Annotated in this window: 24 protein-coding genes; 12 read left to right on the top strand and 12 right to left on the bottom strand. The window is 63.2% G+C overall.

Going from position 1 to position 25,338, the window contains the following annotated elements; translation table 11 throughout:
• The first annotated feature begins 121 nt into the window (after positions 1-121).
• The 3 genes from KVT37_RS18270 to KVT37_RS18260 are packed head-to-tail and all read left to right on the top strand — an operon-like array spanning position 122 to position 3,127.
• Complete coding sequence (locus tag KVT37_RS18270) at positions 122-1,363, top strand: ABC transporter substrate-binding protein (RefSeq protein ID WP_254634120.1); 1,242 nt, start codon at positions 122-124, stop codon at positions 1,361-1,363.
• Between the two features lie 23 nt (positions 1,364-1,386).
• Positions 1,387-2,301, top strand: coding sequence for a carbohydrate ABC transporter permease (locus KVT37_RS18265; RefSeq protein ID WP_217575828.1), 915 nt, complete (start codon positions 1,387-1,389; stop codon positions 2,299-2,301).
• A gap of 1 nt (position 2,302) precedes the next feature.
• A complete protein-coding gene (locus KVT37_RS18260) occupies positions 2,303-3,127 on the top strand; it encodes a carbohydrate ABC transporter permease (RefSeq protein WP_217575570.1) in 825 nt (274 codons plus the stop codon).
• A gap of 6 nt (positions 3,128-3,133) precedes the next feature.
• Here KVT37_RS18260 and KVT37_RS18255 read toward each other — a convergent pair whose 3' ends face one another.
• A complete protein-coding gene (locus tag KVT37_RS18255; RefSeq protein ID WP_217575568.1) occupies positions 3,134-3,466 on the bottom strand; it encodes a hypothetical protein in 333 nt (110 codons plus the stop codon).
• A 159-nt stretch (positions 3,467-3,625) separates the two neighbouring features.
• Between KVT37_RS18255 and KVT37_RS18250 the strand changes: the two genes are divergently transcribed.
• The 3 genes from KVT37_RS18250 to KVT37_RS18240 all read left to right on the top strand — a co-directional run bounded on the left by KVT37_RS18250 (position 3,626) and on the right by KVT37_RS18240 (position 5,862).
• Entirely contained in the window at positions 3,626-4,381 is a 756-nt protein-coding gene (locus KVT37_RS18250) for a DUF899 family protein (RefSeq protein ID WP_217575566.1), read from the top strand.
• 103 nt (positions 4,382-4,484) lie between these two features.
• Positions 4,485-5,039: a DUF4142 domain-containing protein gene (locus KVT37_RS18245; protein ID WP_217575564.1), complete on the top strand. Its 555-nt coding sequence runs from the start codon at positions 4,485-4,487 to the stop codon at positions 5,037-5,039.
• 430 nt (positions 5,040-5,469) lie between these two features.
• Positions 5,470-5,862 carry a Rid family hydrolase gene (locus tag KVT37_RS18240; RefSeq protein WP_217575562.1) on the top strand — a complete coding sequence of 131 codons (393 nt, stop codon included), beginning with the start codon at positions 5,470-5,472 and terminating at the stop codon, positions 5,860-5,862.
• An 8-nt stretch (positions 5,863-5,870) separates the two neighbouring features.
• On the opposite strand, the gene KVT37_RS18235 is transcribed toward KVT37_RS18240, so the two are convergent.
• From KVT37_RS18235 to KVT37_RS18215, 5 genes are all read right to left on the bottom strand, one after another.
• Positions 5,871-7,871 (bottom strand): ATP-binding protein, encoded by a 2,001-nt coding sequence (locus tag KVT37_RS18235; RefSeq protein WP_217575560.1) that lies wholly within the window; start codon positions 7,869-7,871, stop codon positions 5,871-5,873.
• 75 nt (positions 7,872-7,946) lie between these two features.
• Positions 7,947-11,450: a carbamoyl-phosphate synthase large subunit gene (gene carB, locus KVT37_RS18230; protein WP_217575558.1), complete on the bottom strand. Its 3,504-nt coding sequence runs from the start codon at positions 11,448-11,450 to the stop codon at positions 7,947-7,949.
• 273 nt (positions 11,451-11,723) lie between these two features.
• Positions 11,724-12,515, bottom strand: coding sequence for an SH3 domain-containing protein (locus tag KVT37_RS18225; protein WP_217575556.1), 792 nt, complete (start codon positions 12,513-12,515; stop codon positions 11,724-11,726).
• A 70-nt stretch (positions 12,516-12,585) separates the two neighbouring features.
• Entirely contained in the window at positions 12,586-13,344 is a 759-nt protein-coding gene (locus tag KVT37_RS18220) for a metallophosphoesterase (protein WP_217575554.1), read from the bottom strand.
• 5 nt (positions 13,345-13,349) lie between these two features.
• Complete coding sequence (locus tag KVT37_RS18215; protein ID WP_217575552.1) at positions 13,350-13,706, bottom strand: helix-turn-helix transcriptional regulator; 357 nt, start codon at positions 13,704-13,706, stop codon at positions 13,350-13,352.
• Positions 13,707-13,899: 193 nt separating this feature from the next.
• Here KVT37_RS18215 and KVT37_RS18210 point away from each other — a divergent pair, with 193 nt between their 5' ends.
• Positions 13,900-15,078, top strand: a complete 1,179-nt coding sequence (locus tag KVT37_RS18210; protein ID WP_217575550.1) for an MFS transporter — start codon at positions 13,900-13,902, stop codon at positions 15,076-15,078.
• A 32-nt stretch (positions 15,079-15,110) separates the two neighbouring features.
• Here the strand turns inward: KVT37_RS18210 and KVT37_RS18205 are convergent, their stop codons facing one another.
• A complete protein-coding gene (locus tag KVT37_RS18205; RefSeq protein ID WP_217575548.1) occupies positions 15,111-15,575 on the bottom strand; it encodes a MarR family winged helix-turn-helix transcriptional regulator in 465 nt (154 codons plus the stop codon).
• Between the two features lie 191 nt (positions 15,576-15,766).
• On the opposite strand from KVT37_RS18205, the gene KVT37_RS18200 reads away from it, so the two are divergent.
• Positions 15,767-16,561, top strand: coding sequence for an SDR family oxidoreductase (locus KVT37_RS18200; protein ID WP_217575546.1), 795 nt, complete (start codon positions 15,767-15,769; stop codon positions 16,559-16,561).
• 177 nt (positions 16,562-16,738) lie between these two features.
• On the opposite strand, the gene KVT37_RS18195 is transcribed toward KVT37_RS18200, so the two are convergent.
• Complete coding sequence (locus KVT37_RS18195; RefSeq protein WP_217575544.1) at positions 16,739-17,338, bottom strand: LysE family translocator; 600 nt, start codon at positions 17,336-17,338, stop codon at positions 16,739-16,741.
• A 100-nt stretch (positions 17,339-17,438) separates the two neighbouring features.
• On the opposite strand from KVT37_RS18195, the gene KVT37_RS18190 reads away from it, so the two are divergent.
• On the top strand, positions 17,439-18,305 hold the full coding sequence (locus tag KVT37_RS18190) for a LysR family transcriptional regulator (protein WP_217575826.1): 867 nt from the start codon (positions 17,439-17,441) through the stop codon (positions 18,303-18,305).
• 4 nt (positions 18,306-18,309) lie between these two features.
• Here the strand turns inward: KVT37_RS18190 and KVT37_RS18185 are convergent, their stop codons facing one another.
• The 4 genes from KVT37_RS18185 to KVT37_RS18170 all read right to left on the bottom strand — a co-directional run bounded on the left by KVT37_RS18185 (position 18,310) and on the right by KVT37_RS18170 (position 22,097).
• Entirely contained in the window at positions 18,310-18,960 is a 651-nt protein-coding gene (locus KVT37_RS18185; RefSeq protein ID WP_217575541.1) for a glutathione S-transferase family protein, read from the bottom strand.
• 95 nt (positions 18,961-19,055) lie between these two features.
• Positions 19,056-19,706, bottom strand: coding sequence for a dihydrofolate reductase family protein (locus tag KVT37_RS18180; RefSeq protein WP_217575539.1), 651 nt, complete (start codon positions 19,704-19,706; stop codon positions 19,056-19,058).
• Positions 19,707-19,859: 153 nt separating this feature from the next.
• Positions 19,860-20,702: a protein-L-isoaspartate O-methyltransferase gene (locus KVT37_RS18175; RefSeq protein ID WP_217575537.1), complete on the bottom strand. Its 843-nt coding sequence runs from the start codon at positions 20,700-20,702 to the stop codon at positions 19,860-19,862.
• Between the two features lie 36 nt (positions 20,703-20,738).
• Positions 20,739-22,097 (bottom strand): Nramp family divalent metal transporter, encoded by a 1,359-nt coding sequence (locus KVT37_RS18170; protein WP_217575535.1) that lies wholly within the window; start codon positions 22,095-22,097, stop codon positions 20,739-20,741.
• Positions 22,098-22,336: 239 nt separating this feature from the next.
• On the opposite strand from KVT37_RS18170, the gene mntR reads away from it, so the two are divergent.
• From mntR to KVT37_RS18155, 3 genes are all read left to right on the top strand, one after another.
• Positions 22,337-22,789 carry a manganese-binding transcriptional regulator MntR gene (gene mntR / locus KVT37_RS18165; protein ID WP_217575534.1) on the top strand — a complete coding sequence of 151 codons (453 nt, stop codon included), beginning with the start codon at positions 22,337-22,339 and terminating at the stop codon, positions 22,787-22,789.
• A gap of 146 nt (positions 22,790-22,935) precedes the next feature.
• Entirely contained in the window at positions 22,936-23,850 is a 915-nt protein-coding gene (locus tag KVT37_RS18160; protein WP_217575532.1) for a neutral zinc metallopeptidase, read from the top strand.
• Positions 23,851-23,974: 124 nt separating this feature from the next.
• Complete coding sequence (locus KVT37_RS18155; RefSeq protein ID WP_217575530.1) at positions 23,975-25,270, top strand: toll/interleukin-1 receptor domain-containing protein; 1,296 nt, start codon at positions 23,975-23,977, stop codon at positions 25,268-25,270.
• Positions 25,271-25,338 lie beyond the last annotated feature (68 nt).

The raw sequence follows: 25,338 nt of genomic DNA, 5'->3' as shown, positions 1-25,338 counted from the left end.
ACCGAATGCGGCGCTCTGCATTCAACGCAGGGTGGGTCTTGATGAGCTGACGACGCGCGAAGATTCGTCTCGCCGGCTTTGAAGCGAGATCAGCCGCCCCGTGAAGTTCTTCCACGCATTCCTGGCATTCGCAACCGGCATCCTGCTGGCGGTCGCTCCGGTCCGCGCGGTGGAGCTGTCGATCGTGTCGGGCGACACCGGCAACGGCATCAAGGTTTTGAGCGAGATCCTCGACCTCTATGAGAAGAAGAGCGGCAACAAGGTCGACATCGTCGTCATCCCGCCTTCGACCACCGATCAGTTCGGGCAATACAGGCTGTGGCTCGCCGCCGGCAGCAGCGATATCGACGTCTACCAGACCGACGTCATCTGGGCGCCGCAGCTTGCCAGCCAGCTGGTCGACCTGACGGAGGCGACCAGGGATGTGGTGGGCGAGCATTTTCCGTCGATCATCCAATCGCAGACGGTCAATGGCAGGCTGGTCGCGCTGCCGATCTTCACCGATGCGCCGGCGCTCTATTACCGCAAGGATCTGCTGACCAAATACGGCGCCAAGGTGCCGGCCACCTGGAAGGAATTGCAGGACACCGCCAGGCTGGTCATGGACAAGGAGCGGGCGGCCGGCAACAGGGACATCTGGGGCTTCGTCTTCCAGGGCAATGCCTATGAGGGGCTGACCTGCAACGCGCTCGAATGGGTGATGTCGAAAGGCGGTGGCGGGATCATCGAGCCGGACGGCCGCATCTCCATCAACAACCCACAATCGGCGGCGGCGATCGAGATGGTCAAGGGCTGGATCGGCACGATCGCGCCGCCGGGCGTGCTCGCCTATCAGGAAGAGGAGGCGCGCGGCGTCTGGCAGACCGGCAACGCCGTCTTCATGCGCAACTGGCCCTATGCCTATGCGCTCGGCAACAGCGAGAATTCGCCGATCAAGGGGAAGTTCGACGTGGCGCCGCTGCCGGCGGGCGACGGCGGGCATCCGGTCGCGACGCTCGGCGGCTGGAACCTGGCGGTCTCCAAATATTCGAAGCACCCGAATGCTGCGATCGACCTGGTCAAGTTCATCGCGTCGCGCGAGATGCAGAAATACCGGACGCTGAAGACCTCCAACCTGCCGACCATCGCGGCACTCTATGACGATCCCGATATCGCCAGGCAGCAGCCGATCGTGCCGCGCTGGAAGCCGATCTTCCTCAACGCCCAGCCCAGGCCTTCGGCAACCGCCAGGATCAAATACAATGAGGCGTCGAGCCAGTTCTGGACGGCCGTGCACAACACCCTCTCGGGCAATGGCACTGCCGCCGACAATCTCGCCGACCTCGAAGCGAGGCTGACCAGGCTGAAAGGCAAAGGCTGGTGAGCGGGGCAAGGCCGTCGCCGCTGATGCGCCGGCGCGTGCGCACGGCATGGCTGTTTCTCGCGCCGATGCTGTTCGTGCTCGCCACCGTTGCCGGCTGGCCGTTCCTGCGCACGGTCTATTACAGCTTCACCGACGCTTCGCTCGCCGATCTCGACGCGCGGCAATGGGTGGGCTTCGACAACTACTTCTCGGTGCTCACCCTGCCGAGCGGCCGCGTGCTTTACGACGGGTTGCTCGTCGATCCGGTCTGGTGGCGCGCGGTGTGGAACACGGTGCGCTTCGCCGTGGTCTCGGTGGCCTGCGAGACCGTGCTCGGCATGATCGTCGCGCTTGCGCTCAACGCCGAATTTCCAGGACGCGGCAACGTCCGCGCGGCGATCCTCATTCCCTGGGCGATCCCGACCATCGTCTCGGCCAAGATGTGGCAGTGGATGCTCAACGACCAGTTCGGCATCATCAATGCCGTGCTTCTCGATCTCGGCCTGATCCACGAGAAGATCGCCTGGACCGCCAGCGCCGACACCGCGATGATCGCGGTGCTGATCGTCGACATCTGGAAGACGACGCCGTTCATGGCGCTGCTGATCCTGGCAGCCCTGCAGATGCTGCCGCGCGAGATCCTCGAAGTGGCCAGGCTCGACGGCGCCAGCCCGTGGCAGATCTTCTGGCGGGTGACGCTGCCGCTGATCCGCCCGGCGGTCATGGTGGCGGTGATCTTCCGCGCGCTCGACGCGCTGCGCATCTTCGATCTGATCTATGTGCTGACGCCGAACAACGTCCAGACCAAGTCGATGTCGATCTTCGCGCGCGAGAACCTGTTCGAGTTCGACAAGTTCGCCTATGGCTCGGCCGCCTCGACGCTGCTTTTCCTGATCATCGGCCTACTCACCGTCGCCTATATCCGGCTCGGCCGGCTCAACCTCGACGGAGACCGCTGACATGCGAATGCTGAAGCGCGTTGCCTTCTATCTTCTGCTTCTGGCGATCGTCTTCGTCGCGGTCTTTCCGTTCTACTACGCCATTGTCACCAGCCTGAAATCGGGGACCGAGCTGTTCCAGGCCGGGCTCTGGCCGCGATCGTTCAGCCTTGCCAATTACCGCAACGTACTTACCGAAGGGCCCTTCCTGCGCAATCTCGTCAATTCGCTCATCGTTTCCAGTGCGGTCGTGGCGGTCTCGCTGCTGCTCGGCGTCACCGCGGCCTACGCGCTGGCGCGCATCCGTTTTCGCGGGCGCTCGGCGCTGATGCTCGCGATCCTGTCAGTGTCGATGTTCCCGCAGGTCGCCGCACTGGCCGGGCTGTTCGAGATCATCCGGGCGCTGCACCTCTACAACTCGCTGCTCGCGCTCATCCTGTCCTACATGATCTTCACCTTGCCGTTCACCGTCTGGGTGCTCACCACTTTCGTGCGCGACCTGCCGGTCGAGATCGAGGAGGCGGCGATCCTCGACGGCGCCGGGCCGTGGATCATCCTGACACGCATCCTCCTGCCTTTGATGTGGCCGGCGCTCGCCACCACCGGGCTGCTCGCCTTCATCAGCGCCTGGAACGAGTTCCTGTTTGCGCTCACCTTCACCTCGACCAACACGCAGCGCACCGTGCCGGTGGCGATCGCGCTGCTCTCGGGCAATTCGCAGTTCGAGATCCCCTGGGGTAACATCATGGCCGCCTCGGTGATCGTCACCGTGCCGCTGGTGGCGCTGGTGCTGATCTTCCAGCGCAGGATCGTTTCCGGGCTGACGGCCGGCGGCGTGAAGGGCTGACGCGTCTCAGATATCCGGCGCGTTGCCGACCTTCTTCTTCATCTCGAGCGCCCAGGCGCGGCCTTCGTCGCCGCCCCATAAAAGCCAGGCGATGTAGCCGGCCGAGGGATTGTCCTCGTTGCCGTAATTCCTGCCTTTCTTGTCGACCTCGTGGCGGGCGAAATAGCTGACCATGCGCCGGATGGTCGAGGGCGACAGGTTCCGGCGGTTCTTGAGCTCGGTGGCGCGCGCGACGCCGATCTCGGTTCCGCCGCGGCCGAATTCCTTGCGCAGCCTGAGACCCTTGGCGGCATTGTCGGCAACGATCTGCGGGCAGCGCAAGTCGATCTCGTCGGTCATTTTCTCCCCCTTTTTCGGAAGGTTTTAGCCAATGAACAGGAATGCCGCAAAGCGGGGCAGGTTCCCGCGTGAAAAAATGTCGGAACCGGTCTGGGCGGCCCGTCCTTGGACTGTAGAGCAACCCGCGCCGGGACGCCGGCGGCGGCCAAGGAGACGATCATGATCACCTTTCCCAATGAATCCGCCAGATACCGCACCGCGCGCGAAAGGCTGCTGCGCAAGGAAATCGAGCTGCGCCGCGCCATGGAGGCGGTGGCTGAAGCAAGACGCGCTCTGCCGCCGGGCGGGTTGGTGCCGCAGCACTACGAGTTCGATACCCTGGACGCCCAGGGCCGGCCGGCGAAGGTGAAGCTGCCGGACCTCTTCGCGCCGGGCAAGGATTCGCTGATCCTCTACCAGATGATGTTCCCGCGCCATCCGCAGGAGACGCGCGATGTGGCGGCGGGCGGCGAGACGGCGAAGCTTGCCCGGCAGGACCAGCCATGCCCGTCCTGCACCGCGCTGCTCGACCAACTCGACGGCGCGGTCGGCCATCTGCAGGCGGCGGGCTTCAACTTCGCCGTGGTGGCGAAGACCGGGCTCGACAATATGACCGCGCTTGCCCGCGACCGCGGCTGGAAGAACATGCGGCTGGTCTCGTCGGCCGGCAACGCTTTCAAACGCGACTACAACTCCGAAACCGCCGAAGGCGCGCAGATACCGCTGCTTTCCGTGTTCCACCGCGACGGCGACGGCATCCGGCATTTCTGGTCGTCGGAGCTCGGCTTCGCGCCGTCCGAACCCGGACAGGACCCGCGCGCCATCGGCACCTGCGAGATCCTGTGGAACCTGATGGATTTCACGCCGGAGGGCCGCCCCGACTGGCACGAGCAACTGCAATATGCCGGACAAGCCGCCGTCGCGCACTGCCATTGAAGGCGAGGGCGGGCGCTCAGCCAGCTACGTCTTTTCGAGGCAACCCCAACGCGGATGCCGCGTTGGGGTTGGCGGAGGGGCTGTTTCGGATCGGAGTTTTGCGATGAAAACGCTGCTGCCCCTGGTCGCCGTCGCGCTGTTTGCCGGCGCGCCCGCCGCCCAGTCGGACGACACCAATACGGATGCCGTGGGACCGATGGTGACCGACAACAAGGTAGACACCCAGACCTTCGTCACCACGGTACCCAATGCCAATGAATTCGAGATCCAGTCGAGCAAGCTGGCGCAGCAGAAATCGGCCTCGGCTGACGTCAAGGCTTTTGCCGCCGATATGATCAAGGATCACGGCAAGGTCGCTGAGGATTTCAAGGCCGCGCTGAGCCAGGGCCAGACCACCGCGTCGATCAAGCCCGCCGGGCCCGCGCTGCAGCCCAAGGAGCAGCAGATGCTGGGCGAGCTGAAGGCTGCCAGCGGCAAGGACTTCGACGCCAAATACATCAAGATGCAGACCGACGCGCACAGGCAAGCGGTCGCGCTGTTTTCCACCTATGCCAATTCCGGCGACGACCCGGCGATGAAGGAATTCGCCAAGAAGACGCTGTCGGTGCTGAAGATGCACGAGAAGCATGTGAAGGCACTGGCGGTGGCGCATCAGTGAGGAGCGTCGGGAGGCTAAACTGTTGGAGACGGCGCTCTACGGCCCCCCTCTCTGTCCTGCCGGACATCTCCCCCTCAAGGGGGGAGATCAGCCGTCACGCCGGTTTTCGCCAATCTCCAGCGTTGCAGGAAAGGCGAGGCGCCGAAGCTGCCAATCTCCCCCCTTGAGGGGGAGATGTCCGGCAGGACAGTGAGGGGGGCGAAGGAACGCTGCGTTGCGCGGCCTTCTCCTTCTCCCCTTGTGGGAGAAGGTGGCCGCGAAGCGGCCGGATGAGGGGTGCTCCAGCGGAGTGAGACGTTGGCTTTCCCTGGAACACCCCTCATCCGTCTCGGCGCTGCGCGCCGATCCACCTTCTCCCACAAGGGGAGAAGGGAAGGCTGGCGTTCCCTCGCCGCCGCGATAAGCTCCCTCCAAATCACGGAGAACCACCATGGACAAGGAAGTCATCGAAGTACCCGTGATGTCGGCAAAGGTCCGCTCACTCGGCCTGCCGTGCTCGACGGCGGTGCGGGCCAACGGCTTCGTGTTCATCTCAGCGACGCCGCCGGTCGACATGGTGACCGGCGAGATGGTGCGCGGCGACATCGAGGTCCAGACCGACGCGTCGCTGAAGGCGCTGAAACACTGCTTGGAAGCGGCCGGCACCTCGCTCGACAAGGTGGTGATGGTCCGCATCTACGCCGTCAATTCGGGCTTCTACAACGTGATCAACCGGGTCTATGCGAAGTATTTTGCGACCAACCCGCCTGCGCGCAGTTTCGTGCCGGTGGCGTCATGGCCGATGGAGTTCGATATTGAGATTGAGTGCGTGGCGGTGGCGTAGGTCTTTGATTAGCCTCCGTTCGGAGCTGGAACGACCAAACGGTCAAAAAACGCCTTGTGTCGCCTTCTTGCATCGCGACCTACGCGTTCGAAAGGTACGAACTCGATATACGCGTTGAGTGTTGGATTAAATATAAAATAACCCTCGACGCCGCCAAACATCGGATGGAATTGGTATTCCTCCACAATGGCCTGAGTCATCTTGTCGCTTATATCGCATATTATGTAAGCATAGAATCTGGTTGATTGATTTGCCTTAATCTTCGGACCGTTTTGTGACCATTTACCTTCCCGAATATTGCGTATGTAACGAATCACTTGCGTGTAAGGATGCTCGTCCCTGGACGGTAACGGGCCTGGGCGCTTAAATTCAACGATTACCACTTCTCGGAGATCAGTGAGACTGTCGTCTGTGGAAAAGGCAAAGCTGAAATAACACGCTATATCCGGCTCGTTTCCGCTGTTCACCTCGAAAAGAGCTTGGTGCTTTGTAATGTCACGATCAGAGTCAATGAAGTTGGCAAATGTTAGTCGCTCATCAACTAGCCAAAGATTGTTATCGTCGAAATCGCGATCACCGCTGACGGCGCTATGCCTTGGAAAAATGAGGCTGTGGACGGCAGCTTCCCTCTCAAATTTGTCGCCGGATCGTGCAATTACTTTCTCATAAAGCTCAATGATCTTTCTTCTAAAAAGAAGGTATCCGATCAGCGACGATTGATGAGCTTTAATTGACTCTAGATATACACTGTCGAACTCCTCAACAATCTTTTTAGGGTTTACTTCACCAGAATGTTCAAATTTTTGGAGCGTTGCTTCGAGCCTAGCTCGGCCGTGGCTGAGCCGCTGGGCATGAGCGATAGCCAAATGATCTGCTATGTCCTTGCCGCTGGACCCTAGGGGAATTTTCTCGGTCTCGTCATTGGCGCCTGTTACGAGATATCTATATTCAGGATACTGACGATTGATGACGAGTTCTACCTCTGAAGCGCGCAGAGTACGGGCCTCATCGATATATGGCCGCAGGTGATTTTGGACTATGTCATCTATCGTTTCGTCGAGCACTTGATAGCTTATTGGGTCCAGTAGGCTTGGCTCCTCAGGGAGGTCGATGGATGTTCTTTGTCCGCTCACTCGCTGATCCAGATACGATCCGGTCACATAACAATGATAATAAAAATCACCGCCTTCATCTTGAAGCTTTTGTGAGGGTATAGATTCTATTTTACTCGTTCGTACAGATCGCCCGTCTGCGCATATAGATATTGTGTGGTTTCTTTCATATGGAGACCTAATTCGCACGTGATGCGCTGTAAAATCGACACCCTCGATCGTGAACGCCTCGTTCACGACTGAACTATAGTCACCCACCTCAATCTCAAGTCGGTCCAAGCCATCTACTAAGATGACTTTGGGAGGATTTGGAGAGATAAGCACCGGCATAAAATGTCTACAAATCTCTCTCGCCAAAATGTCGATATTTCGGGGGATTCGATCCCGAAATTTCGGCAGCGAATTTGTGAGGCTGACGATTGTTCCAGTGGAGGATGGTCCAACTTGGCGAGACGTCTCACCATGGATTCCCGAAGGCAATGAGAACTGGAACTGCCTTTCGTAGAGCTGGTCACCTTGCCTATAGGTTGACCCGATACTTACGCCTTCGAAAGCTTTTAGCCACGAAAGTCTGCCAACTCCCTTTCCTCCAATCCCGATACTCTCTTTGTAGGATGATGCGATCTCATTAAACGCTTTCATGTGAGCATTGGTGAAGCCAACACCGTTGTCAGTGACTGTGAATGATGAGATTGGGGCGAAACCTTGAAATTCGTCACTCGACAGAGTGCTCTGTTCCTCGTCTCTTTTGAGAATTACTTCTATCTGTGGAAAGGGGTTTTGGCTCTCTTTAAGAGCGTGTATAGCGTTTGAGATAGCTTCAAATAGTGGAAACAATGCTCCCCCTATCGGGGAAAGCGGCCAGTGTTGCACTAGCCTCTGAAAGTTCGTTTCCAAATAGCCGCTCCAGTCAAAAGCTGTCTTTCGCGCAGAACGTTTCTGTCAGCAAATTAATCAGCGATCGTCGCCTTGTCACCCAAAATACTCCTGCAGCGGCCGCACTTCGAGGTTCCCCGCCCGCAGCGCCGCAATCGCTTCCGCCACAGCCGCGGCGCCAGACAGCGTCGTATAATACGGCACCTTCTGCATCAGCGTTGCCCTGCGCAGCGACTTCGAGTCCGACACCGCCTTCTGGCCGTCGGTGGTGTTGAAGACGATCTGGACCTGGCGGTTGCGGATGGCGTCCTCGATGTGGGGGCGGCCTTCGAGCACCTTGTTGATCTTCTCGGCCGTCACGCCGTTCTCGGCGAGGAAGCGGGCGGTGCCGGAGGTGGCGAGCACTTTAAAACCCTGGCCGGCTAGGCGTTTTACCGCCGGCAGGATGCCCTTCTTGTCCTCGTCGCGGACCGAGACGAACAGCGTGCCCGCGCGGGGGAGATCAACACCCGCTCCCAGCTGGCTCTTGGCGAAGGCCAGCGCGAAATCGCGGTCGAGGCCCATGACCTCGCCGGTCGAGCGCATTTCCGGGCCGAGCAGGATGTCGACGCCGGGGAAGCGAGCGAAGGGGAAGACGGCTTCCTTGACCGCGATGTGGCCGGGATTGCGCGGGTCGGGCATGGCGCCGTAGTGCGCAAAGGCGTTTTCCAGCGTCTCGCCGGCCATGATGCGGGCCGCGATTTTTGCAATCGGACGCCCGATGGTCTTGGCGACGAAGGGCACAGTGCGCGAGGCGCGCGGGTTGACTTCCAGCACATAGACCGTGCCGTCCTGGATGGCGTATTGCACGTTCATCAGGCCGCCGACATTGAGCGCGCGGGCGAGGCTTGCTGTCTGGCGCTCCAGCTCGTCGACGAGGTCCGGGTGCAGCGAATGCACCGGCAGCGAGCACGCGCTATCGCCCGAATGGATGCCGGCCTCCTCGATATGCTCCAGGATGCCGGAGACGAAGGTCGCCTTGCCGTCGCACAGACAGTCGACGTCGACCTCGATGGCGCCGCTGAGATAAGTGTCGAACAGCAGCGGGTTCTTGCCCAGCAGCGTGTTGATCTGGCCGGTCTTGTCGTTGGGGTATTTCTGCTTGATGTCCTCCGGCACCAGGCCGGGCACGGTGTCGAGCAGATAGGTCTGCAGCATGCCTTCGTCATGGATGATCTGCATGGCGCGGCCGCCGAGCACATAGGACGGGCGCACCACCAGCGGGAAGCCGAGCTCGCCGGCGACGAGGCGGGCCTGCTCGACCGAATAGGCGATGCCGTTTTTCGGCTGGGTGAGGTTGAGCTTGTGCAGCAGCTTCTGGAAACGGTCGCGGTCTTCGGCCAGATCGATCATGTCGGGCGAAGTGCCGAGGATCGGGATGCCGGCCTTTTCCAGCGCGTCGGCCAGCTTCAGCGGCGTCTGGCCGCCGAACTGGACGATGACGCCGACCAACTCGCCCGAGGCCTGCTCGGCGCGCAGGATCTCCAGCACGTCCTCCGCCGTCAGCGGGTCGAAATAGAGCCGGTCGGAGGTGTCGTAGTCGGTCGAGACCGTCTCCGGGTTGCAGTTGATCATGATCGCTTCATAGCCGGCGTCGCGCAGCGCGAACGCCGCGTGGCAGCAGCAATAGTCGAACTCGATGCCCTGGCCGATGCGGTTCGGGCCGCCGCCGAGGATGACAACCTTGCGGCGCGACGAAACCCGCGCCTCGTTGGCAAGCTCGCCGACGAAGGGCACCTCGTAGGTCGAGTACATATAGGCGGTCGGCGAAGCGAACTCGGCGGCGCAGGTGTCGATGCGCTTGTAGACCGGATGGACGTCCAGCTTCTGCCTGGCCTTCTGGACGGCGTCGGCGTCGGTCTTCGTCAGCGAGCCAAGGCGGGCATCGGAAAAGCCCATCGCCTTCAGCATGCGCAGGTTCTCGGCATCCTGTGGCAGGCCGTGCTCGCGGATGCGTTCCTCCATGGCGATGATGCCGGCGATCTGCTCGAGGAACCATGGGTCGATCTTGCACATGGCGTGCACGTCCTCGAGCGAGGTGCCCATGCGGATCGCCTGCGCCACCATGCGCAGCCGGTCCGGCGTCGGCGTGCCGAGCGCGGCGCGGATGGCGTTGCGGTCGTCGGCGTGGCTGGCGGGCGCGCTGCCGTGGCCAAGGCCGGGGATCTCGATCTCGTCGAGGCCGGTGAGGCCGGTTTCCAGTCCGCGCAGGGCCTTCTGCAGCGATTCCTGGAAGGTGCGGCCGATGGCCATCACCTCGCCCACCGACTTCATGGCGGTGGTCAGCACCGGCTCGGCGCCGGGGAATTTTTCGAAGGCAAAGCGCGGGATCTTCGTCACCACGTAGTCGATGGTCGGCTCGAACGAGGCCGGAGTCGCGCCGCCGGTGATGTCGTTCTCCAGCTCGTCCAGCGTGTAGCCGACGGCAAGCTTGGCGGCGACCTTGGCGATCGGGAAGCCGGTCGCCTTCGAAGCCAAGGCGGAGCTGCGCGAGACGCGCGGGTTCATCTCGATGACGACCAGGCGGCCATCGGCCGGATTGACGGCGAACTGCACGTTGGAGCCGCCGGTCTCGACGCCGATCTCGCGCAGCACCGCGATCGAGGCGTTGCGCATCATCTGGTATTCCTTGTCGGTCAGCGTCAGCGCCGGCGCGACGGTGATGGAATCGCCCGTGTGCACGCCCATCGGATCGAGGTTCTCGATCGAGCAGATGATGATGCAATTGTCCGCCTTGTCGCGGACGACCTCCATCTCATACTCCTTCCAGCCGAGCACGCTTTCCTCGATCAGCACCTCGGTGGTCGGCGAGGCGTCGAGGCCGGACTGGACGATGTCGTAGAATTCGGCGCGGTTGTAGGCGATGCCGCCGCCGGTGCCGCCCATGGTGAAGGAAGGGCGGATGATGGCCGGCAGGCCGACATGGTCGAGCGCCTGCGCTGCGATCGCCATGCCGTGGCTGATATAGCGCTGCTTGCGGTCGCCTTCGCCAAGGTTCCAGCGGGTCTCCAGCGCATCGAGCGCGGCGTCGAGGTGTTCCGGGTTCTTCGCCTTGAGCGCGGCGCGCTCGGCCTCATGCGTCTTGCGGTCGGCGTTCTTGACGTCGGTGGCGTTGGCCAGCATCGAGCGCGGCGTCTCCAGGCCGATCTTGCTCATCGCGTGGCGAAACAGCGCGCGGTCCTCGGCCTTGTCGATGGCATGCGCGTCGGCGCCGATCATCTCGACATTGTAGCGCTCCAGCACGCCCATGCGGCGCAGCGACAGCGCGGTGTTGAGCGCCGTCTGGCCGCCCATGGTCGGCAGCAGCGCGTCCGGCCGCTCCTTGGCGATGATCTTGGCCACCACTTCGGGCGTGATTGGCTCGATATAGGTGGCGTCGGCCAGCTCCGGATCGGTCATGATGGTGGCCGGGTTGGAGTTGACCAGGATGACGCGGAAACCCTCTTCCTTCAGCGCCTTGCAGGCCTGGGTGCCGGAATAGTCGAACTCGCAAGCCTGGCCGATGACGATGGGGCCGGCCCCGATGATCAGGATCGACTTGATGTCGGTGCGTCTTGGCATATTCGAAAATTCCGTTCGGCGAGCGGCTTGCACGAAAAACCGGGACGGGGAGGACCCGGCCGGTTGTGCTTGCGATTCTGGTATCAGGCTAGGAGGGCCTTATAGGGAAGAGTTTTGCGGGATGTAACCCCGAAAATGAGGCAGTAGGGGAGTAGGGGAGTAGGGGAGTAGGGGAGTAGGGGAGTAGGGCAGTAGGGCAGTAGGGCAGTAGGGCAGTAGGGCAGTAGGGCAGTAGGTGCATTCTTTCCCCTACTGCCTTATTGCCATACTGCCCTACTCCCCTAGAGCCAGCTGGTCCGTGATCTCGAAGCGTTCGGAAACGCCGACGCGGATCATGTTGAGGCTGCCTTCGCGCGTGAAGCGGAACTCTTCGGCTGAGTCCGAGCCGCTCGGCTTGCCGTCATGGAAGGTGATGACGCGGCTGCCGCCATCCGGCCAGGTCACGGTCACGGCGCTGTCGCCGTCCGTGTGCGCGACGCTTATCTCGCAACGGGTCATCGGCTGGCCGACATGGCGCGCGCAGGGGATGCCGGCGTCCGGGGTAGGGGCATCGGACCCGGCATTTGCCGCGGCCGCGAAAGCGAGGCCATAGGCGTCCTGCATGGCGGTCCTGCCGATATCCTCGGCAGATGGCGGGTCGGCCGGCTCGCTGCCGCCCAGCCGCGTCGCGATGTCCGGCGGCGGCGTTTCGGCGGGCGCAGCTGCACTGTCTCCGGTGGTCGGAACCGTGCCGTCATCAGGCGCCGGCGCGGGATTGCTGGGGCTGAGATAGCGGGCCGGCGCCCAGCCGACGATATGCGCGTCCTGCGTATCCTCGACCTTGCACCAGGGATGGCCGTTGACGACGTTGCAGCCGAAATTCTTGACGGCCACGCCGTTGGGCAGGCGCGCGGCCACCTTTCCGCCCGGCGAAGCGGTGACGCGGATGTTGAGGAGATCGTCCGGCGCGAGGCCGCCGATAATCGAAACAATCGGTCCCGGCGCATCTTGAGCCAAGGCCGGCAGGGCGACCAGCAATGGAGCGGCGAAGAGCAGCGTCGATGGGAGCGTGACCTTGCGCTTCATATGAGATTTGCTCAGTGGATATAAGCTCCGCTTAGTCTGGATGCGAACTCCGTTCAATCGGGCGCTCCGTTCAATCCTTCATGAACCCGGTCCGCAGCGCGTGCGCCCATTCCGGCCGTCCCGCCTGTTCGGCCTGCTTTGCGGCGGCTTCATGGTCGTAGTCCACGGCGATCGCCTCGAAGCGGCCGGGATGCCTGTCCGCTCCAAGCTCGACGATGCCGTAGCGGGCGTGCGGCGAGCCTTGCTCGGAGACATGCGCCGGCGGCGTGTCGTCGTCATAGGCGGGACAGCCGACGCTGCCGGGGTTGAAGATGACCGGGCCGTCGGGGACGCGGATCAGCTCGTTGCGGTGGCTGTGGCCGCACAGCACCAGGCGGCAGGCCGGATCGAGCGGCTTCAGCCGGCGCCTGATCGCGGCCAGCGGCGCGCGCACCAGCTGGCCGTCGACAATGGCGTCGGCAAGATATTTTTCGTCATGGTCCGGCCGGGCGTGGAAGGCGACGATACTGGGCGCGATCTCCAATCGAAGCGGTAGGTCGAGCAGCACCTGGCGCTGCGCCGATGTCAGCCGTTCCTGGGCATAGCGATCGGATGGCCACATCGCCTCGTCGGCCGGATCCTGCGCGACGCGGCGATCGTGATTGCCGCGCACCGTCGGCAGGCCGAGCGCCTGCAGCCGCTCCATCGTCTCGCGCGGCCAGAGCGGACCGGAGACGCAATCGCCGAGATCGACGGTGATGTCGGCGCCGCCGCGGCGCGCGAGGTCGTCGAGCACGGCGTCCAATGCGAGCACGTTGCCATGGATGTCTGCGAGAACGGCGATGCGCATGCGGTTCAGGCCGAAACCTCGACCTCGGACACGCCGACCGCCGGCAGCGCCTTGTCGCCGTCGGCCGCGGCAATCACGCTGTCGAGCAGGCCCGGAAAACGCTTGTCGAGGTCGTCGCGGCGCAGCGTGATCAGCCGGCTGGTGCCGACCGCTTCGCTGCGGGTGACGCCTGCCTCGCGCAGCTTGGCGAGGTGGTAGCTGAGATTGGTCTTGGAGGCGAGGTCGAGGAACTTGCTGCAGTTCAGCGGCACGCCTTCCTTGCTGGCCAGATAGCGCACGATGGCAAGCCGGGTCGGATCGCCGAGCACGGCAAGCACGATCGGCAGGCTGATCTGGTCGGTGGTGGGATGGGGCAGGCTCATGACCCAGAATTAAGCACAAACGGCACGAACTTCAACGCGGCTTCCTTTCCTGCCGATAGACATGGCTTCTCTATTTCGGCCCCGTCCTGACACAGTGCTGTCAGCAGGGTTCAGCTATTTTGTCGCGGCTCGGTTGACATCATGCCTTGCTATGTCCAATTGTTCAATAACTTTTGAACTAAGGACATTCCCCATGGACAAGCGGATCTTCTGGCTGGCGCTCGGATCGTTTGCGATCTCGACCGAAGGCTTCGTCATTTCAAGCCTTCTTCCCGACATTGCATCCGACGCCGGCATATCCGTGCCGCTCGCCGGCTCGCTGATCACCGCCTTCGCGCTCGCCTATGCGATCGGCGCGCCTGTTCTGGCGACGCTGACCGGCGAATGGGACCGGCGGCGCGTCATCCTGTGGACGCTGGTATTCTTCGTCATCGGCAACATCGTCGCTGCGCTGAGCTCGTCCTTCGAGCTGCTTTTGATCGCCCGCATCGTCATGGCGCTGTCGTCCGGCCTGTTCGCCGCGACCGCGCAAGGCACGGCCGTGGCGCTGGTCGACGACCACCATCGGGCCCGCGCCATCGCCGTCGTCGTCGGCGGCACCACGGTGGCGGTGGCGGTCGGCGCGCCGCTCGGCGCGCTGGTCGCGGCGATCGCCGGCTGGCGCGGCACCTTCTTCGCCATCGCCGGGCTTGGCGCGCTGTCCGGCGCGATCCTGTGGTGGCGGCTGCCGCGCGGCATCGTCGGCACCAGGCTGCCGCTGAAGCGCCGGCTGGCGGCGGCGCTGCGCCCCGGCGTGATGCCGATCCTTTTGACGACTGCCCTTGCCCTTGTCGGCGCCTTCACCGTCTTCGCCTTCATCGCGCCCTTGGCCATTCAGGGCGGCGGGCTCTCCCCGATCGCGCTGCCCGGCATGCTGCTCGCCTTCGGCGTCGGCGCCGTCATCGGCAACATTGCCGGCGGCCAGGCGGCCGACCGCTTCGGCGCGACCCGCACCGTCGCCTGGTCGCTGACCTTGTCGGCCGCGATGCTGGTCACCTTCTCGCTGATCCCGACCTTCCTGCCGCATTCGATCGCCGGACCGGCGCTGATGGCCATGATGGTGCCGTGGGGCATCGTAGGCTGGGCCTTCCCGCCGGCGCAGGCGAGCCGCATCCTCAAGATCGCGCCCGACGCCGCGCCCATCGTGCTGTCGCTCAACGCTTCGGCGCTCTATTTCGGCGTGGCGCTGGGCGCTGTCGTCGGTGCCGCGGTGCTGCGCTTCGGCGCGCCGGCCGATCTCGGCTTGATCGCCGCCGTGTTCCCGATCGTGGGCCTGGGCGTGGTGCTGGCCGGTCGTGTCTTCGCTCGCCCGGTCGCGATGCCAGCCGAGTGACTGTTTTCAAAGCCTGATCAGCGGCCGCTTCCTCAGTTCGAGGGAGCGGCCATCGGCATTTCCAGATCGAGATCAGCCACCGCGTCCAGCGCCGCGCGCAGTTTTGCCGCCTGCTCGGCGCCGACCTTCTCCTCGAATTGCCGCTGCGCGACGCTCCAGAGCTTGAGCGCCTCGTCCAGCTTGGCCTCGCCTCGTGGCGTCAGCCGCACGCGCTTGACGCGGCGGTCGTCCTTGTCGGCGAAGGTTTCGACATAGCCGTCTCTAATCAGCGGCTTCAGCGTGTGGCCGAGCGCCGAGAGATCCATGATCAGCGCCTCGGCGATGGTGCCCATCGCCGGCTCGTCGCTGATGTGGATCTGGAAGAGCAGGCCGAACTGGGTGCTCTTCAGGCCCGAAGGCCCCAGCGCGTCGTCATAGAAGCGGCCGAGACTGCGCGCGGCGCGCCGCAGCGTGGCGTTGTTGCAGTCGCTGAATCCCGGTTTCTGGGCTTCGGTCATGATCACTCCTTGCCGGCGCAAAGACCGCCAGCCTCCCGCAGAAAATAGTTTTCGCCGCCGCCGTTGACAAGATAGTGGCATATACCTACTTCGGCAAAAGTGGCATATGCCACTAATTGGAATTGGAGACCGCGGCGGATGACAAGGTCGTCGGCGCCGGGCCAAGCGAACCGAACAAAAGGAACAGGACAATGAGCACGAAGGACAACAAGGGCACGGCCGTCATCACCGGCGCGTCGTCGGGCATCGGCGCGGTCTATGCGGACCGGCTGGCGGGGCAGGGCTACGATCTGGTGCTGGTGGCGCGCCGCGCCGACCGGCTGCAGGACGTGGCCGACGGGCTCGCCTATGCCTACGGCCGCAAGGTCGAGACGATCGTCGCCGATCTTGCGGTCGATGCCGATTTGCGCCGCGTCGAGCAGGCGGTGTCGACGGACGACAGCGTGACGCTGCTGATCAACAATGCCGGCGTAGGTGGCCTGGAGACGATTGCCGACGCCGACGCCGACGCGGCCGAGCGCATGATCAAGGTCAATGTCGTGGCGCTGACCAGGCTGACCCGCGCGGTGCTGCCGGGCCTGCTCAAGCGCAATCGCGGCGCGATCATCAACATCGCCTCGGTCGTCGCCTATGGCATTGCGGTCGGCGGCATCTACAGCGGCACCAAGGCCTATGTCGCCAACTTCACGGAAGCGCTGCAGAAGGAAGTCGCCGGCACCGAAGTGAAAGTCCAGTCCGTCGTGCCCGGACCGGTCCGCACCGAGTTGTGGGACGTGTCCGGAATCAGCCTCGACAGGCTCAATCCGGACTGGATCATGAGTGCCGAGGATCTGGTCGACGCGGCACTTGCCGGGTTCGCCCAGGGCGAGACCGTCACCGCGCCCGGCCTTGCCGATGCGGCCGGGCTGACAACCTATCTCGGCGCCAGGGACCAGTTCTTCGGCAGCCTGTTCTCCGGCAAGCCTGCGGCGCGCTACGCCGTCTGAGGCTAGTTCCTCGCCCCCGCAAAGCGGGGGAGAGGTGGCCGCGAAGCGGCCGGAGAGGGGGCCTTCGTAGGGCAAGTCCCTTCGCCGGATATTTGGTCAGGGCGACGCCAGTCCCCTCTCCGTCTCGGCTTCGCCGAGCCACCTCTCCCCCACCTTCGTGGGGGCGAGGAACCGGCGTCATACGGGCCGCCACATCTGCAGGATCGAGGCGGCCAGCAGCAGGCCGAGCACGATGTTGAGCGCGCGCCACTGGCGCTCCGTCTTGAGCAGGCGGGCAAGCAGGGTTCCCGCCACGCACCACAGCGACAATGAGAAGGCAGCGGCCAGGCCGAACACGGCGCCGAGCAGCAGCGCAAGCTGCAAGGGACCGTCGGCCAGCGCCGCGAAGGATGCGGCGGCGCCCAGCCCCATCGCCCAGCCTTTCGGATTCATCCACTGGATGCCGGCGCCGCCGAAAAAACTGTTCGGCCTGGCCATGCTGATGTCGAGCTTGGGCGGTCCGCTGCGGCCGATCTTGACCGCCAGCCAGATCAGGTAGAGCGAGCCGATGATTTTCATCGCGAGCTGCAGGGAAGGCACGGCGGCAAGCAGACCGGCGAGGCCTGCCGCCCCGGCGGCGGCGACGGTGGCTAAGCCTGCTGCGCTGCCGGCCATCAGCGGCACGGAGCGGCGGAAGCCGAATTGCGCGCCGGAGGCGGTCGAGAGCGTCGTGGCGATGCCAGGTGTCGAGGTCGAGATCAGCGCGAACAGGACCAGCGGGATGATGGTTTCGGACATGCGGGCTTCCCTGTCTGAGGAGCCGGCATGCTTAGGCGCTTCGCGGCATCAGTAAATGCAATGTTTGATATGGCTTGCATTAGGGAATATAATGCTGACCATGATCCGCGATCTCGACACGACCCTCATCCGCACCTTCGTCACCACCGCCGACAAGGCGAGCATGACGGCGGCTGCCAATGCGCTTCATTTGACGCAAGGCGCCGTCAGCCAGCAGGTCAAACGGCTGGAAGAGGTGCTCGGCCAGAGCCTGTTCGAGCGCGATCGCCGCGGCCTGAAGCTGACGCGCTCTGGTGAGCGGCTGCTCGACAAGGCCAGGCGCCTGCTGCGGCTCAACGACGAGATTCTGAGCGAGATCAGGGGCAGGGCGGTTGCCGGACAGGTGCGGCTCGGCGTGCCTTACGATCTCGTCGGCACGCTGCTCGCGCCGGTGCTGAAAGCCTATGCCGAAGCCCATCCGCAGGTGGAGATTTCGCTGGTCTGCGCTTCCTCGCCCGAGCTCGCGGCGGCCTTGGCGGCGGGCACCATCGACCTTGCCGTCATCGAGGAACGCGCCGGTCCCACCGCCGGCGAATGCCTGCTCGTCGACCGGCTGGTCTGGGTCGGCGCCAAGGGCGGTGTGGCGCGGTTGAAACGGCCGCTGCCGGTTTCGATCGTCGCCGACACCTGCGCCTTCCGCCCGGCGGTGCTGGCGGCGCTCGGCGAGCATGGGCTAGACTGGCGCACCGTGTTCGAGAACGGCAACATCGACGCGACGACCGCGACGGTGCGGTCGGACCTCGCGGTGACCACCTGGCTTGCCTCGACGGTGCCGGCCGATCTCGACATCCTGTCCGACGCCGGACTTCCGGCGCTGCCGAATTTTTCCGTCAACCTGCATCTGCCGAAACATGCCGCCGAGCCGGCCGCGCAGGCTTTCGCCAGGCATATCCGCGAGGGTCTCTCACGTTATCGCCAGGCGGCGTGAACGGTCAGCCGTTCGACGCGGCCATGGCGACCGCCAGTTGCGCATCGAATGCACGCTTGAACGCCGGTCGAGCCTCGCCACGGGCGACATAGGCGGCGAGGTTCGGGAATTCGTTCAGAAGTCCCGATCTCTGCAGCCGGCGCAGCACGCCGATCATGACCAGGTCGCCGGCGCTGAAGGCGCCATCGAGCCAGTCGGAATCGCCAAGGTGGCGGGAGAGCTCGGCCAGCCGCTGGCGGATCCGATCATCGACCAAGGGCAGGCGCTCTTCGCGCCACGGCGCATCGTGCTCCAGGATCACCGCGGTTGCGCGCTCGAGGATCGGCGGCTCCACTGTGCTGTACGCGGCAAACATCCAGGCGACCGCGCGCGCCCGGGCGTTCGCATCATCAGGCAGCAGGCCCGCGTGACGCACCGCGATGTGGAGGACGATCGCGCCTGACTCGAACAGAGCGAGATCGCCTTCTTCGTAGGTCGGGATACTGCCGAAGGGGTTGAGCGCGAGGTGCGCCGGCTGCTTCATCGCAGTGAACGAGACGAGACGAACGTCGTAAGGTTGGCCGACTTCCTCGAGCGCCCAGCGCACATGCATGTCACGCGCGAGCCCCCTGCCGCCGTCGGGCGATCGTTCGAAGGCGGTAATGGTGGGGTTCATGGGCGGGCTCCTGGTGGTTTAGGCCGTTGTTGCGAAGGGGAGGCTGGTGACGCTAGTGCGCGGCAGGACCGGGCCGCCGCGCACCGGATCTCGTGCTACTTCCAGTTCCTGCGCCGCTCGAGCTCGGCCTCGGAGGGTTTCTCCTGCGCGAACGACCCGACCTTGATTTCGCCTGAACGCTCATAGGTCGTCATGATGACGCCGGTGCTCGTTACCTGTGATTTGACGAGCTTGAAGGCGGCCGGCATCGCGTTGTCGCCGAACAGCCGCTTGCCCTTGCCCAGCACCAGCGGGAAGATCATCAGTCGGATTTCGTCGATCAACCCGTTGGCGAGCAGGGTCTGGATCAGATTGCCTGAGCCCTGGATGAGCAGGTCAGGTCCTTCCTCCTGCTTGAGCCGGCGCAACGTCGCGACGATATCCGGCCCGAGCGGCTTCGTGTTCTCCCAAGTCAGGCTGTCCGGCCGATGCGTCGCCACATATTTGGTCGCGGGGTTGAAGACATCCGCGATCGGATCGTTCTGATACGGCCAGTGCGCTGCGAAGATGTCGTAGGTTCTGCGGCCGAGCAGCAGGTCGAAGGGTTTTGAGAACATCTCACCCATTGCCGCGCCGGCCACTTCGTCAAAGTAGTGGAAGGTCCAGCCGCCGAATTTGAAGCCGCCGACCGGGTCTTCTTCCGGTCCGCCCGGCGCCTGCATGACGCCGTCGAGGCTGACGAAGGTGGCGGCGATGATCTTGCGCATCTTTGTTCTCCGTTTTCACGATCCGCGCCGTCGAGGCCGGACTTCTCTTAGAGTGGTTGACGCAATTCCTGACGGAAAACCGCTTCGCACTTTTCCTGGAATTGCTCCAAGGACGAACGGCCAGGCGCAATTTCGACAAGGCCCTGAAAAAATCTATCGGGCGCTGTCGGCGCGGATGGCGCGCGATGAAAACCAGACATCGCCGAAGATGGCGGTCGCCGTGCGGTCCGCAGCCTTGTCCGCCGTCAGCCAGATCGAGCGGGTGCGGGCGGCGCGCTCGCGCGTCGGTATTCTTGCCGCCACGCCGGCAACCGAGGCGCCGACACAGGGGATGAACCAGGAACCCATGAAGGGTTGGCAGGCGAAGCCGTTTTCCCGGCGGGTGACGACGACCGCGACGCCGACGGTTTCGGACGGGCGCCACGGAAAGATCATGCGGCCGCCGGGCTGCAACGCTTTCAGCCACGCGGCGGGCGGCGCGACGACGCCGGCATTGACATAGATGACGTCGGACGGCGGCAGCGGATCGGTGACGGCGTCGCCATGGACCACGTCGACGTTGGCGTATCGGGCAAGGTTCGCCTCGGCGCGCGCGGCGAGGCCTGCCTCCAGCTCGAAGGCGGTGACGCTGCCGCCGGGCTCGACCAGCCGCGCCAGCAGCGCCGTGTAGTATCCGGTGCCGGCGCCGATATGAGTGACGGTCTCGCCCGGCCTCGGGGCGACCTTGCCGAGCCACATGGCATGCAGCATCGGCTCGCCATTGTTGATGCCCTTGTCGGCATCGAGCACGACGAGCACGTTCTGGTAGATGTAGGAGGGATCGGCGCGCGGCGTTTCGAATCGGCCCTTGCCGGCAAAGACAGTCCATGGTCCCGGGCCCAGGAACGCCTCGCGCGGCACCGAGGCGAACGCCTCCTCGATGCGCGGGTCGGCCGACTGTGCATGCGCGGCCATCAGCTTGGCGTAGAATCTGCGGGCTTCGTCCGGCTCGGTCATAGCGCGAAGATAGCGCGGCCGGCGCGAATGTCGCGGTCAGCCGGCGATGGTGTCGTAGAGCAGCTTGAAGTTAAGCACGAGGATGACGGCGGCCACCACCCACGCCAGAGCCGCAATGCCGCGCGGTATGGCGAAACTGCCCATCTTCTTCTTGTCCGACACGAACTGCACCAGCGGGATGACCGCGAAAGGCAGCTGCATCGACAGCACCACCTGGCTGAAGACCAGCAGCTGGGCCGTGCCCTTTTCGCCGTAGAGCGCGGTGACGATCACGACCGGGACGATGGCGATGCCGCGCGTCAACAGGCGTCGGGCCCATTGCGGGATGCGCAGGCGCAAGAAGCCCTCCATCACGATCTGGCCGGCAAGGGTGGCGGTGACCGTCGAGTTGAGGCCGGAGGCGAGCAGCGCGACCGCGAACAGGATCGAGGCAATGCTCAGGCCCAGTAGCGGCGACAGCAGCTCGAAGGCCTGGCCGATCTCGGCCACGTCCTGGTGCCCGGTGTCGTGGAAGGCGACCGCCGCGACGATCAGGATCGAAGCGTTGACGAACAGCGCCAGGATCAGCGCGATGGTCGAATCCGTCGTTGCCCATTTGATGGCGTCGCGCTTGCCGGCATCGGTGCGCTCATAGGCGCGGGTCTGGACGATCGAGGAATGCAGGTAAAGGTTATGCGGCATGACCGTCGCGCCGATGATGCCGATGGCGATGTAGAGCATTGCCGGATTGGTTACGATCTCGGGCGATGGCAAGAACATCGAATGCAGAATGGTGCCGGCCGGCGGCGCGGCGACGAAGATCTGGATGGCAAAGCAGCCGAAGATGATGATCAGCAGCGCGATGACGAAGGCTTCGAGGTAGCGGAAGCCCTTGTTCATCAGGAGAAGCACTAGAAACGCGTCGAGCGCGGTGAGCATGGCGCCGCCGATCAGCGGAATGCCGAACAGAAGCTGCAGGGCGATCGCGGTGCCGATCACCTCGGCGAGGTCGCAGGCGATGATCGCCAGCTCGCAGGCGATCCAGAGCATCAGGTTGACGGGGCGAGGATAGTAGGCGCGGCACGCTTGGGCGAGGTCGCGGCCGGTGGCGATGCCGAGGCGGGCCGCCAGCGCCTGCAGCAGGATCGCCATCAGGTTCGACAGCATGATGATGAAAAGCAGCGTGTAGCCGAACTGGGCGCCGCCGGCGAGGTCGGTCGCCCAGTTGCCCGGATCCATATAGCCGACCGAGACCATGTAGCCCGGCCCCATGAAGGCGAACAGCCGGCGGAACCAGACGCCGGTCTGCGGCACCGCGATCGAGGCGTTCACCTCGCGCAGGCTGGGCTGCTCGTCGTCCGGCCTGTCGAATCGCCACGCGGGTCGGGCTACGGTTACTGCATCGGCGTCGGACATGAGGGATTTCCGCTGGGACTGTATCGAAGTCCCCTTTATCTACGCCATGGCTCAACATTATGCAATAGGCTATATTTCATTGATCATGCTTTCGTGATGCGCCAGAGCAGGCTAACGGCGGGCTGCCGTAAACGCCGGTTGCGCCTGCGCGGGAATGCAAATAAACGGCCGGACCGACAGGGGTTCGTGCTATGGATGCGATCCCGATTCAGCATTCGGGCAACAGGAAGGAGCGTTTGTTGGCGCCGAGGAACAGACCCGTTCGACGCGAAGAGCCGCTTCCGGATGCCGAGATCCATTCGGAAGGGTTCCGGCAGCAGCGCCAGGCGCGCCGCAGCGCGCTGGTCGAGGACTATGTCGAGCTGATCGCCGACCTGATCGAGGACGGCAACGAAGCGCGGCAGGTGGATATCGCCGCAAGGCTCGGCGTAGCGCAGCCGACGGTGGCGAAGATGCTGACCAGGCTGTGCGCCGACGGGTTGGTTTCGCGAAAGCCCTATCGCGGCGTGTTCCTGACCGAGGCCGGCCGCAAGGTCGCCGACGAAAGCCGCATCCGCCACCAGACGGTGGAAGCCTTCCTGCGCTCGCTTGGCGTCAGCGCCGAGACGGCTCGCATCGACGCCGAAGGCATCGAGCATCATGTCAGCGCCGAAACTCTGGACGCGTTCCGCCGGGCGATGACGCATCGCTGAAGCGTATTTCCGATCCGAGTTGACTGCCCGCCGTCCTGCCAGGGAGCACAAAAATTTTGTGACTCCGGCTGGCCGTTACGATAATTGTCTGGAGGGGGCGGTGGCATACCGGTCCCTCCAGGACATTCGCATTGCGAGGAGTTGCCATGCTTTGGAGAGGCCGTCGTCAGAGCGACAACATCGAGGATGACCGCAGCGACAGCGGCGGTGGCGGCGGATTGGGCGGTGGCGGCCAGTTCCGCCTCCCCATTGGCGGCCGTACTGGCGGCGGCGGCAGCATCCTCCTGGTCATCCTGGTCGTGCTCGCAGGATGGTATTTCGGCTTCGATCCCTCGCAGATCCTGGGCGACGGCAGCGGCGGCCTGCTGCCGGGAGGCGGTGGGCAGATCACCGAGACGCAGGACAATGGCAACGCGCCCGCCAATGACGAGATGAAGCAGTTCGTCGCGACCGTGCTTGCCGACACCGAGGATACCTGGACCGGCATTTTCAAATCCCAAGGGTTGACCTACGAGGATCCCAAGCTGGTGCTGTTCAGTGGCCAGGTTCGTTCGGCCTGCGGTTTCGCCTCGGCGGCGGCCGGGCCGTTCTACTGCCCGGGCGATCACAAGGTCTATCTCGATATGACCTTCTTCCAGCAGCTCGACCAGCAGTTCGGCGCTTCCGGCGAGTTCGCGCGCGCCTATGTGGTGGCGCACGAAGTCGGCCATCACGTGCAGAACCTCACCGGCATCATGGGCAAGTTCAACCAGATGCGGCAAGGCATGAGCGAGGCCGACGCCAACCAGCTCTCGGTGCGTATCGAGCTTCAGGCCGATTGCTTCGCCGGTGTGTGGGCGCATTACACGCAGCAAAAGGGTATTTTGGAGCAGGGCGATATCGAAAGCGCGCTGAACGCCGCCAAGCAGATCGGCGACGACACGCTGCAGAAAAAGATGCAGGGCTATGTGGTGCCGGAAAGCTTCAACCATGGCACCTCGCAACAGCGGCAGACCTGGCTGGCGCGCGGCTTCAAGAGCGGCAAGCTCTCCGACTGCAACACGATGAGCGGTCCGATCTGAGGCGGCAACAGCTTCAAGCTTCATTTGTGGCTGAGCTTGCGCGGCGGAATGTCGTCACTTACTGTTACTGTCACTTTCAAGCGAGAGGGGCTCAGGCGCCTTGCGCAGACAGTGGCCATGAGGCATGGCGGGGAATATTTTTATCAGCTATCGCCGAGAGGATGAGCAGGCATTCGCTGTTCGTCTCTATGAACGGTTGAGCGAAGATTTCGGTACGGATCGCCTGTTCTTTGACATAGATAGCATTCCGCCGGGTTTTGACTTCGTAGAATACATAGAGACGCAGATCGCACTTAGCGACATCGTGCTCGTGGTGATCGGGCGTGACTGGCTCGGCGCAACGGACCAGCAGGGGCGGCGGCGGCTGGACAATCCCGAGGATTTCGTTCGCGTCGAGATCGAATCCGCGTTGAAGCAAAAGAAGCATGTGGTGCCTATCCTCGTGCAGGGGGCACTAATGCCGCTTTCCACCGAATTGCCGCGCAAGCTGCAACCGCTGGCGCGACGCAACGCTTTCCTGGCAACCCACGGAGGCTCCAGGGCCGAAGAAGCTCAGCTTATCAAGGCGCTTCAAGCCGCATTGGAACGACGCGAACAGGAGAGGACTTCCGCCGATGCGCGCGTGGCAGAAGAGGAAAAGCGACGAACGCAAGAACGCCCTGCCTCGATCGAGACGCTTGCGGGGCCAGAATTATCGGGTCGTCCAGACCTGAAAACCACACAAGGAAAGGAACTTGTTGAGCCAGAAAGACACGGTTTGAACGATGCTGCTCAGCAGCAACCGGGACGGCAGGGCGCCCCAGTCGGGGAAACGGCGACAGCCTCAGATAGGGCTACTGGACAAAACGCTAACCTGGAAAGGCACAAGGATTCGGACAAGGAACTGCCACCGAAGAGGGCGCCAGCACTCAGCGGGCAGTTGTCAACTAAAAGAGACCCAAGTCGTATTTCGCCTCCAGGCACCGAGCACAAAGGAATATTTGGCGAATCGTTGGATGTAAATTATTCTTACTATATTTTAAGAATAATAATTGCGATATTGGCGGCGGCATCTATTTTAATATATTTTCGGCTGGTAGTTTGGAACAGTGAAACCGAAAGGTTGGCGGCAACCAATCTTAACTACTTCATAAAATCTGGGGTGTCATTTTCTGAATTGTCAGATGTCAAGCCGACCTATGGCATAGAAGGAACCGGAGTCGTTGTCAGCTCTGTTGAGCATGGCTCGACAGCGGAAATTGCTGGTGTAAAATCAGGATTTCTATTGGTCTCTATCGGAAATAAATTCGTGCGCACGATACAAGATCTTACGTCGACTGTTGAAGATTTAACGCGGCGCGGAGAAAAGCGGTCTATGTTTGGGTTCCGTGATCCGAATAGAAGCGGTATCACCGTATTTATTTTCGTGCCGCTTGACTGACAGCGGACAAAAGCAGTGCTGAATTGTCCTGTTTCTCCTGCTGCTCCACGCCGTCAGTTGACGTCAGG

This window comes from Mesorhizobium sp. GbtcB19 (assembly GCF_019091085.1).
Classification (GTDB): Bacteria; Pseudomonadota; Alphaproteobacteria; order Rhizobiales; family Rhizobiaceae; genus Mesorhizobium.
Note: the sequence above shows the minus strand (reverse complement) of the source record. Positions and strands in the feature narration are given on the sequence as shown.

Excerpts from the sequence above, each read along its gene's own strand:
- KVT37_RS18265 (WP_217575828.1), top strand. The coding sequence starts at position 1,387 with ATGCGCCGGCGCGTGCGCACGGCATGGCTGTTTCTCGCGCCGATGCTG.
- KVT37_RS18260 (WP_217575570.1), top strand. The coding sequence starts at position 2,303 with ATGCGAATGCTGAAGCGCGTTGCCTTCTATCTTCTGCTTCTGGCGATC.
- KVT37_RS18255 (WP_217575568.1), bottom strand. The coding sequence starts at position 3,466 with ATGACCGACGAGATCGACTTGCGCTGCCCGCAGATCGTTGCCGACAAT.
- KVT37_RS18250 (WP_217575566.1), top strand. The coding sequence starts at position 3,626 with ATGATCACCTTTCCCAATGAATCCGCCAGATACCGCACCGCGCGCGAA.
- KVT37_RS18245 (WP_217575564.1), top strand. The coding sequence starts at position 4,485 with ATGAAAACGCTGCTGCCCCTGGTCGCCGTCGCGCTGTTTGCCGGCGCG.
- KVT37_RS18240 (WP_217575562.1), top strand. The coding sequence starts at position 5,470 with ATGGACAAGGAAGTCATCGAAGTACCCGTGATGTCGGCAAAGGTCCGC.
- carB (WP_217575558.1), bottom strand. The coding sequence starts at position 11,450 with ATGCCAAGACGCACCGACATCAAGTCGATCCTGATCATCGGGGCCGGC.
- KVT37_RS18225 (WP_217575556.1), bottom strand. The coding sequence starts at position 12,515 with ATGAAGCGCAAGGTCACGCTCCCATCGACGCTGCTCTTCGCCGCTCCA.
- KVT37_RS18220 (WP_217575554.1), bottom strand. The coding sequence starts at position 13,344 with ATGCGCATCGCCGTTCTCGCAGACATCCATGGCAACGTGCTCGCATTG.
- KVT37_RS18215 (WP_217575552.1), bottom strand. The coding sequence starts at position 13,706 with ATGAGCCTGCCCCATCCCACCACCGACCAGATCAGCCTGCCGATCGTG.
- KVT37_RS18210 (WP_217575550.1), top strand. The coding sequence starts at position 13,900 with ATGGACAAGCGGATCTTCTGGCTGGCGCTCGGATCGTTTGCGATCTCG.
- KVT37_RS18205 (WP_217575548.1), bottom strand. The coding sequence starts at position 15,575 with ATGACCGAAGCCCAGAAACCGGGATTCAGCGACTGCAACAACGCCACG.
- KVT37_RS18200 (WP_217575546.1), top strand. The coding sequence starts at position 15,767 with ATGAGCACGAAGGACAACAAGGGCACGGCCGTCATCACCGGCGCGTCG.
- KVT37_RS18195 (WP_217575544.1), bottom strand. The coding sequence starts at position 17,338 with ATGTCCGAAACCATCATCCCGCTGGTCCTGTTCGCGCTGATCTCGACC.
- KVT37_RS18190 (WP_217575826.1), top strand. The coding sequence starts at position 17,439 with ATGATCCGCGATCTCGACACGACCCTCATCCGCACCTTCGTCACCACC.
- KVT37_RS18185 (WP_217575541.1), bottom strand. The coding sequence starts at position 18,960 with ATGAACCCCACCATTACCGCCTTCGAACGATCGCCCGACGGCGGCAGG.
- KVT37_RS18180 (WP_217575539.1), bottom strand. The coding sequence starts at position 19,706 with ATGCGCAAGATCATCGCCGCCACCTTCGTCAGCCTCGACGGCGTCATG.
- KVT37_RS18175 (WP_217575537.1), bottom strand. The coding sequence starts at position 20,702 with ATGACCGAGCCGGACGAAGCCCGCAGATTCTACGCCAAGCTGATGGCC.
- KVT37_RS18170 (WP_217575535.1), bottom strand. The coding sequence starts at position 22,097 with ATGTCCGACGCCGATGCAGTAACCGTAGCCCGACCCGCGTGGCGATTC.
- KVT37_RS18160 (WP_217575532.1), top strand. The coding sequence starts at position 22,936 with ATGCTTTGGAGAGGCCGTCGTCAGAGCGACAACATCGAGGATGACCGC.
- KVT37_RS18155 (WP_217575530.1), top strand. The coding sequence starts at position 23,975 with ATGGCGGGGAATATTTTTATCAGCTATCGCCGAGAGGATGAGCAGGCA.